This is a genomic window from Alicyclobacillus suci, assembly GCF_017329615.1.
Lineage (GTDB): Bacteria > Bacillota > Bacilli > Alicyclobacillales > Alicyclobacillaceae > Alicyclobacillus > Alicyclobacillus suci.
This window is the reverse complement of sequence record NZ_JAFMTW010000213.1, coordinates 1-278: the sequence shown is the minus strand read 5'-3', so window position 1 is coordinate 278 and position 278 is coordinate 1. Positions and strand designations below refer to the sequence as shown.

Genomic DNA, 278 nt, shown 5'->3' with positions numbered 1-278 from the left:
GTTGAGACTCACGGCCGGGCAGCTACTGCGGCAATGACCGAGGGGATGGAGGTCATCCCGCGGCACTACGTCGAGTGCCGTGGCATTGAGCTGCCGGAGATGGATCTTGACGGGGTGCTGGCCCAGCACCCTGACGTCGCCCTCGTCGACGAACTTGCCCACACCAACGCCCCCGGGTCCCGTAATGAGAAGCGTTGGCAGGACGTTGAGGAGCTTCTGGAGGCCGGGATTGACGTCATCTCGACGGTCAACATCCAGCACATCGAGTCCCTCAACGA

Annotated in this window: 1 pseudogene; it reads left to right on the top strand. The window is 62.9% G+C overall.

Going from position 1 to position 278, the window contains the following annotated elements:
• Positions 1 to 33: 33 nt before the first annotated feature.
• Positions 34 to 278: pseudogene (locus tag J3482_RS20455) on the top strand (histidine kinase); the annotation flags it as partial.